Here is an 8,337-nt window from a genome sequence, read left to right as displayed (position 1 = left end):
CCCCCCCCCCCCCCCCCCCCCGCGTTGCCAAGCAAATGCGCTTCCCTGACAGGAGGGCCCTTCAACCGCCTGATGTTTGCACGCCAAGCAGATAGTGCTGCCTCCCGGCGTGCCGCTTTTGCAGCAGTCTGACTTTCCGGCACGCAAAAAAAAGCTTCAACCTGGCAGATTTTTCTGCGCGGTTGAAGCTTTTTCAAGCTACTCTTTCACGGAGCCGAGCGTAATTCCGTGAACGAAATATCGCTGGATGAACGGGTACAGAATAAGAATCGGCACCATTGAAATAATGATTTTGGCCGAGTTGAACGTCCGGTTGGATACGGCTAAAGCTTCGGCTAATTGCTCGGGGGACATTCCGGGCATCGTGCTTCCCGTCAATTGCACGAACAACGTTTGAATATACGTCTGCAGCGGATAATGCTCCGGTTTGTTCATCAGCACCAGCCCGTCGAAAAAGGCGTTCCAATGATGCACGATGCTGAACAGCGTGACGGTTGCGATCGCCGGCAGCGACAGCGGCACGTACAGGCGGAACATCGTGTACCACGGTCCTGCGCCGTCGATCGCTGCGGCTTCGGAGAGTTCCTTCGGCAAACCGCGAAAAAAGTTCATCAGCAAAATGACGTTAAACACGTTGACTCCGGTCGGAAGCACGAGCGCCCAGATAGTATCGATCAACCCTAACTGCTTGATCGTCATAAACCACGGCACAATTCCGCCGTTGAACAGCATTGTAAAGACGAGAATCCACATATACACATTGCGCATGCGGAATTCCGCCGTTTCCTTCGATAGCGCGTAAGCCATTAAAACGGTCAGCACGAAGTTGATCGCCCCGCCGAGCGCAACCCTGTTCACGGAGTTTACGAACGAGTTGTAAAATTGGCTGTCGTTCAGCACTTTCGTGTAACTGGACCCCGTCGCCTGCACAGGCCACAAAATAACCTGCCCTGCGTCAGCCGCCGCTTTGCTGCTAAAGGATACGGCCAGCGTATGCAAAATAGGAAAAAGGCATATGAGCGAAACGAGGATCAGAATCGCCAGGATGGCCCCGTCTGCGATCCGGTTGCGAATACTGTTACTGCCCACCATAGGCTATCGCCTCCCCGCTAAAATATTCGATAATTGGCAAATCGTCCGGCAAGCACATAAGACACGACGATCAGAATAAAGCTGACAGCCGATTTAAACAGCCCGACAGCCGTCGCCAGACTGTATTGAAGGTCGACAAGGCCTGCACGGTATACGTAGGTATCAATAATATCCGAAGACTGGTACACAACAGGATTGTACATATTGAAAATTTGATCGAAGTTGGCGTTCATCACGTTCCCCAGCGCCAATGTAGCGAGCAAAATAACCGTCGTCCGGAGCCCCGGCAGCGTAACGTGCCACAGCTGCTTCCAGCGGCCGGCGCCGTCGATCCCCGCCGCTTCGTACAAAGCGGGATTAATGGATGTCAAGGCGGCCAAATAGATGATCGTATTGAAGCCGAATTCTTTCCACACGTCGGTTCCGACCAGAATGACCGGGAACCAGGTATTGCTTCCGAAAAACATGATCTTCTTCATGCCCAGCAAGCCGAGCATTTGATTGACGATGCCGTCCAGGGAAAAAATATAGAAAAAGATCGTTGCCAGCAGTACCCATGACATAAAGTGAGGCAAATATACGATTGTTTGTATCCACTTTTTGGCGCTTCTTATCCTGACCTCGTTCAACAGCAGCGCAAACACGACGGGCACGATCAGGTTGGCGATAATTTTGGCAACGGCCAGTACGATCGTATTCGTTAAAAATTGCTTGCTGTCCGGCAGTTGAAACATATACACGAAATTATCGAAGCCGACCCATTCGGAATGGAAAATGCCCCGTGAAGGCTTAAAATTTTGAAAAGCCATGACCGCCCCTAACATCGGCACGATGCTGAAGACAGCCAGCAGAATCATACCGGGCAGCAGCATGAGATGGTAATGCAGCTCATTGCGATTCATTTTCATCGGATGATCTCACCGCTTTCCGCTTGCTTGATTGGATCGGGGCCCCTGCAGCTACCCTACAGCCGGGAGCCCCTGCCTGACTTGCGATTATTTGGACTTCGCCGACGCTGCGACTTCCTTCGTAATTTCATCGCCGCCAAGCGATTTCCAGCGCGTGACAAAATCGTCGAACGAATCTACGGACTGCTGATTCATAATAATTTTCAGGAACGTTTCGTTTTCCAGCTTCTCAAGCGTCGACCATTTCGTTTCCATCGTGCGGGTCGTGCCGTAAAATACGCTGTACACTTTATCCATCGGCTTCTTGACCGCATCGCCGCCGACCAGGAAGGCGTAGGACGCTTTCCACGCGTTGATGTCTTTTTTCGGATTTTCTTTATCTTTCATGGCAAAATCATAAAGCTGCTTCGTGTCCTGATCCAATGTTTTCGGGTCAAGCCCGCCAGCCATCGCTTTTTGCACGTTGTCGCTGCGCTTCACGATCGCGTCCGCAAAGTCCAGCAGCAGATCGAAAGGATAGTAATTGCGGCTGTGCACGCCGGTTTGCGATTCGTAATCCGTCAGTTTTTTCGTCTGTTCGGCGTTCGGATCCTGGTTGCGTTCCAGACGGGTGAACACGTTCAGTTCCTTGACGACGGCTTCCGGGGTTTTGTAGCCTTTGCGCACAACGATGTAGCGGTCCGTTACCGGAGCCATGTGGGTGACGTACTTGCCGTTTGCATCCGTCGGAGCCAGCAGCGGAATCCATTCCGCTTTCGTATCGTTCGTTACGGCATCGCCGAGCGGGAAGTAAGGCGCCCACCATGGGCCGAAGAACATGCCGGCTTTGTTGGAGACGATCAGCTCCGTCGATTGCTTGCGCAGCGCGAATTCCTGATCGATCAGCCCGTCTTTATACCAGGACTGCAATTTGGCGAGCGCCTGTTTGTTTTCCGGCGTGATCGATCCGTAGACGACATTGCCGTCCTTGTCTTTAATCCAGTTTTTCGGAAAAGCATGGAACGAATCGAACACCGCATCGAAGCCGCTGCTGTTCGGCTTTTGCCCCCAGACGACGGTTTTGTCCCCGGTTATTCCGACCGTATCCGCTTTGCCGTTGCCGTCAGGGTCCTGCTCCTTGAACGCCCTGGCGACTTTTTCGACATCGTCAATCGTCTTCGGCTCGGGCAAATTCAGCTTTTGCAGCCAGTCTTTGCGAATCCACAGCAAGTTCGGCGAATCGGCGTCGATGGCGACATTGGGCAATCCGAGCAGCTTGCCGTTAAATGTGGCGTCCTCCAGCGCTTTGCCGCCCGTGGACTGATAAATATCTTTGACCAGCTTGGACGCATATTTGTTATAGACATCCGTCAAATCCGCCAGCATGTCGTTATCGGCCAATTTGCGGAGCTGGTTGCGGTCTACGACCAATGCGTCCGGCAAATCGCTGCTGGCCATCGCCAGATTCACCTTTTGCGTATACGGATCGGTGCCGGGGGACCCGCCTTTCGCTTCCCAGGTGTGCACAACCTTAATATTGGTCAAGCTCTCCAGATAGCGGGATACGGGATTGTTGTCGTTGGTGTCTCCGGAGGCCAGCTTGTTCGTCTCAGGAAGCGTAAAGCCGATATTCAGCGTGACCGGCTGATCGTATTTTTGATAGGCCAGTTGTTCATTTGTTTCGGAGGTCGTTGCCGCTTTGCCGGAATTGGCGTCGCCGTTGGCCGTGCCGGGGCTCTTCCCGCTATCGGGCGCACTGCTGCATGCAGTGGCGAGCAGTGCCGCGGATACGAAGGCTGTAAACACTTTCAAAGTAACTTTCATCGTAATCCCCCTTGTTTGTATGTCGAATGCTTACACCGTTATTGTATAGGAATCCTGGCAAAGACCGGGAGAGAAAGCCGTTGCCCAGGCTCGTGCGGCTGTCTTGAGATTTCGGACGAATTTCTACCGGCATTAAACCAAATTCGTACCCCGGGCTTTGGAAACGCGGAATTCCGTAGGCAGCAGGCCGTTTTTGGCGCGAAACATTTTGCTGAAATATTTGTCGTCTTCAAAGCCGACGCGGGCCGCGATCTCATAAACGGGATCATCGGTGCCGAGCAGCAGCTCTTCCGCTTTGCGCAAACGCAAATCCCTCAGCACATGGCCGAACGAATCTCCGGCAAAACGCTTGAAGCATTGGCTGAAATAGCTTCGGCTCATGTTGACATGGAGCGCGACGCTTTCCTGGCTCAGCCGATCGCCGTCGCCAAGCCGGCTTGTCATATACAGCATCGCTTTCAGCAGGCTGCTCATCACTTCCCTGGACAGCTCAAGCTCGTTCGATCTGCGCATCACCTCGTGCGCCATTTCCCGGAACCAGCGCTTCCACTCCGCCCATGACGCTATCCGGCTTGCTTCCGCAAGCAGATGCGGCGCTTCCGTATGCCAGTGAAACCATTCCTTCCATTCGGTTACAATCCCGCGGGCCAGCAGCCGGATATCCCGTTCCCCGGGACGGACGGCTTCGATATGCGCCACGAAAGACTCCCACTCGTCCCGGTACAAAGCCCATCTCAGCTCCAAAGCCGCTTGAGCCCGCATCCCCCAGCTTTCATCCGGCTGCGCCTTGGAGACTGCGTCCAATTCGGTGGCCGATACGCCGGCATAAGCAGAACCCGGCTTCCATTCGTAAAATAGCCAAGCCCGGATTTGCCCGGCAAGCTTGTCCCGCATGGCTGACAATGAGTCCGGCGCAAGACCGGTCAGATGGAGAGCCCGCCCGCCCCCGCCGGACAAGTGCAGCTTGCGGAGCTTCTCTCCTACGTCGCCGCCGCCCCGCTGCTGGCGCAGCGGGATCAACCAGACGGGGCGATCCGCTTCCCCCGCCTCCTGCAGCTCGCCGAAAGCGTGGCGCAGCGCTTCTTTTTGCCCGGCCGGCGAATCCTCGGCCGGAACGAACGCCAGCGCTTCCTGCACCGGTGCCGCTGCCGAGGCGGATTCGCCGGCATTCCAGGCGATCGATTGGCGGATCCGCTCCTCCGTGCGGATGCGCTCGACAATCCGGTTCATCACCTCGTCGATGCTGTCCATCTCGATCAATGTTTTCACGATGTAATCGATGGCACCGAGGCGCAGCGCTTCCTGCACGTAATCGAACTCATGATGGCACGTCAGCACAACCGTCCAAACGTGAGGATATTGGCGCCGCAGCTCAGCAATCAGCTCAAAACCCGACATGCCCGGCATCGTAATATCGGTGATCAGCAAGTCTACTTCCAATTGACTCAGCAGTTCCAACGCGCCTCTCGCATGGCCCGCCTCGCCGACGATCGTCATTCCGTAAGACTGCCAATCGATCAGGGAAATAAATCCTTTCCGCACAAGTTTCTCGTCGTCGACTACAATCGTTCTAATCATCCAGCTCCTCCTTATTTTTCACGGGAATATCGATCGTCACCGTCGTGCCTTCGTCAACCCGGCTGTCAATCGAAAATTGCGCTTCATCGCCAAAATATTTCCGGATCAGCCGGTGCACGTACGAAATGCCGATGCCGAGCCCGCGCGGTCCTGCCGTTTCATCCTCGACCAGCAAGCGCTGCACCGCCTCTTCGCTCATACCCGACCCGTTATCCGTAATCTGAACGCGCACCCTTCCCGGCTTCAGCCACCGCACCGCCGTTTCAATGCGGGCCTCCCGGTCGCCGGAACCGTGATAGATCGCATTTTCCACGAGCGGCTGGAGAATGAACCTCGGGACCAGCACCTGGCCGACACCCTGCTCCGCCTCGACGGTAAAGCCAAAATCGTGATCGTACCGGAGCTTTTGCAGTTCCATATAATTGTTCAGAGCTTCAATCTCATCATCCATCGTCACAATGATGCTCTGCTTGCCCATGTTGTAATGAAGCACCTTGACCAACAGGGAAACGAGCTTGTCAATCTCCTTCTGCCCGTTCATTCTGGCCAGCCACTGCACGGAATTAAGCGTATTGTGAAGAAAATGGGGATTGATTTGCGTGAGCAGCTTCTCGATCTCCAATTGGCTTTTCCGCTTCTCGTTTTGCTGGACTTCGACTATGAGCCGGTTGATCTGTTCCTTCATGACCTGAAAATTTTCGAGCAGAAAATCGAACTCCGCAACCTGCGTCATCTGCACCGGCATATCGCGGTTTTCCACCATGGATACGATTTCACGGTTCAGCTTGCGCATCGGGCGGTAAATCATGCGCCATATGAAATAAGCCAGCAGCAGGGCGAATACCAAGGTGCCTACTCCGAAAAGCGCGGTCCGCAGCAGCCACCTGTCGATTTCGCTGTTAAACGTCGTTTTTTTAACGAGCGTCACCAGTTTCCAGCCCTGCGCGCTCTCGTGCTGAAACATCAGGTAGCCCCCGTACTCATGCTGCGATTGCAGCGCCTGGAGAAGCTTCGCTTCGCCGGCTTCGTCCGTTATCGCTGCATTTTCCATATAAGTAATTTTGCCCGACTGGTTGACAAGCAAATGTGCAACTTCCATGCCGTAAGCGCGTTGATTCAAAATATTGCGAAACAAATTGTAATTCGTTTCCAAATAAATATACAGCTCGCGCTTGTCGGATGTGGCAACGCTGCGGAAAGCTGAAAACACCATATTGCTGCTCCCGCTGTAGACGGTTTTATGGGGACCGGCATAAGAAGCTCCGTTGTAATCCGTGAAATGCGGCAAACGTCCGGGATCAAAAGCCTTGTTCACACTCAAATTCTCGAACATAATAGGATTGGAGGCGTTAGGCGCATAATAAAACGTAAGTCCGAGATACGGATTCGTAAAATTGACCAAAATCACTTTCTTTTGCATGTTTTCCATCAGTTGGGCTTTTTTATAAGTGTCCTTCTCGTCCATATAAGCTTGCACCTCGCTTACGATTTTATCGTCGAGCGCAAACTGCTTGGATGCAAAGTCCAGATTGTTGAGCGTATTTTCCAGGGCCACCCCCTCCTGGTTCAAGCTCGCTTGAATGCCGGACTGTATTTTATTTTTTAAAATGGAGTACGTTGACGAATACGTCATAATCCCAAACAGCGTTAAAGGCAAAATCGAGGCGGCCAGCACGCTGAGCACCAGACTCCGCCGCACGGAATTTTGCGACCATTGAAAAAGCACGTTTGTAAACCCTCTCATTTTAACTGCTCCCCGCTGCAAAAATACAAACGGCTGACGCGATTACCAGCGAATCGTCAACCGTTGTTTGTCTCATAATGTATTAAACCTCTTCGGGTTTGGCTAGTCAAGCCGCTGCATGAAAATGAATTTTTGCCGCCTATCAGCTATCTTTGACTGCCGGAAATAGTGTAAAATGCAATATAGACTCAAAAATATCGTTGATTCATTAGGAGATGCCAAAATGTCACATGAAGAAATTCTTTTAACCCCCGAGGGACTGCAGCAATTAGAGCTTGAACTTGAAGAGCTCAAAACCGTAAAGCGCAAAGAATTGGCGGCCCGCATAAAAACAGCTATCAGCTACGGCGATTTAAAAGAAAACAGCGAATATCATTCCGCCAAAGATGAGCAAGCTTTTATGGAAACCAGAATCCTTACGCTGGAAAAAATGCTGAAAGTAGCCCGCGTGGCTGACATCGGCGACACATCCGCCGTTCACGTCGGTTCCATCGTCATACTGAACGATTTGGAGTTTTCCGAAAAAGTGGAATACCGGATCGTCGGGCCTTCCGAAGCGAACGTTCCTGAAAACAAAATTTCATACGAAAGCCCTCTGGGAAAATCGCTCCTCGGCAAATCTGTAGGCGACATCATCACCGTCAACGCGCCTGTAGGCGAAATTAAGTATGAACTGCTTGAAATCAGAGCGGCGAATTAATGACGGGGTAAAAAAAAGAAAAGTCAGTATGCGCTTTCCGCGCAACTGACTTTTCTTCAAAATAAAGGAAACCCTATCCCTATAGGTTCCCCATGTAAACTATTTTATTGCTATGTGAACCTCAATTTCTCCATTCGGATCATATTTTTCAAAATCGTATGTATACGCTCTCTCCAGTGTACCTGTGCTCTCACGTTCCCATATCTTTTTCCAAGTGCTTATAACCCCATCTTCTTTTGTTGCGTCCACGTTAAAGATTTCATATTTCGCGTTAATCGGCACTTCCAGTGAAGGCTCGCTGTTGCTATCTTCTATAGCAATGCTTAGCGAATAATCGCCCTTGTAGTCACTCTCGTAATCATGATAGACACCGTAGATCATCATATCTCGATTATTTAGACGATTAAAAGCCTCTTTCCACAATCCTCCAATCTTTTGCAGCAAAAGATCATCATTAAAATTATTAGTTCGTAAACTATTAATGATTGTTAATTTCACAAGTTTTCTTCCTT

The 8,337-nt window shown here is 51.8% G+C and carries 7 protein-coding genes; 1 reads left to right on the top strand and 6 read right to left on the bottom strand.

What is annotated here, in order from left to right:
- Positions 1–198: 198 nt before the first annotated feature.
- The 5 genes from AC6RNO_RS01310 to AC6RNO_RS01290 all read right to left on the bottom strand — a co-directional run bounded on the left by AC6RNO_RS01310 (position 199) and on the right by AC6RNO_RS01290 (position 7,125).
- A complete protein-coding gene (locus AC6RNO_RS01310; protein WP_488436556.1) occupies positions 199–1,092 on the bottom strand; it encodes a carbohydrate ABC transporter permease in 894 nt (297 codons plus the stop codon).
- A 17-nt stretch (positions 1,093–1,109) separates the two neighbouring features.
- Positions 1,110–2,000 carry an ABC transporter permease gene (locus AC6RNO_RS01305; RefSeq protein WP_474680856.1) on the bottom strand — a complete coding sequence of 297 codons (891 nt, stop codon included), beginning with the start codon at positions 1,998–2,000 and terminating at the stop codon, positions 1,110–1,112.
- Positions 2,001–2,087: 87 nt separating this feature from the next.
- A complete protein-coding gene (locus AC6RNO_RS01300; protein WP_488436555.1) occupies positions 2,088–3,803 on the bottom strand; it encodes an extracellular solute-binding protein in 1,716 nt (571 codons plus the stop codon).
- Positions 3,804–3,935: 132 nt separating this feature from the next.
- Positions 3,936–5,381 carry a response regulator gene (locus AC6RNO_RS01295; protein WP_497104283.1) on the bottom strand — a complete coding sequence of 482 codons (1,446 nt, stop codon included), beginning with the start codon at positions 5,379–5,381 and terminating at the stop codon, positions 3,936–3,938.
- Positions 5,374–7,125, bottom strand: coding sequence for a histidine kinase (locus AC6RNO_RS01290; protein ID WP_497104282.1), 1,752 nt, complete (start codon positions 7,123–7,125; stop codon positions 5,374–5,376). Before AC6RNO_RS01290 ends, AC6RNO_RS01295 begins: the two co-directional genes overlap by 8 nt.
- A gap of 223 nt (positions 7,126–7,348) precedes the next feature.
- On the opposite strand from AC6RNO_RS01290, the gene greA reads away from it, so the two are divergent.
- Positions 7,349–7,825, top strand: a complete 477-nt coding sequence (greA, locus tag AC6RNO_RS01285; protein ID WP_474680852.1) for a transcription elongation factor GreA — start codon at positions 7,349–7,351, stop codon at positions 7,823–7,825.
- 99 nt (positions 7,826–7,924) lie between these two features.
- Here greA and AC6RNO_RS01280 read toward each other — a convergent pair whose 3' ends face one another.
- Positions 7,925–8,323, bottom strand: a complete 399-nt coding sequence (locus AC6RNO_RS01280; RefSeq protein ID WP_497104281.1) for an effector binding domain-containing protein — start codon at positions 8,321–8,323, stop codon at positions 7,925–7,927.
- Positions 8,324–8,337: the final 14 nt, after the last annotated feature.

This window comes from Paenibacillus sp. sgz302190 (assembly GCF_059820445.1).
Note: the sequence above shows the minus strand (reverse complement) of the source record. Positions and strands in the feature narration are given on the sequence as shown.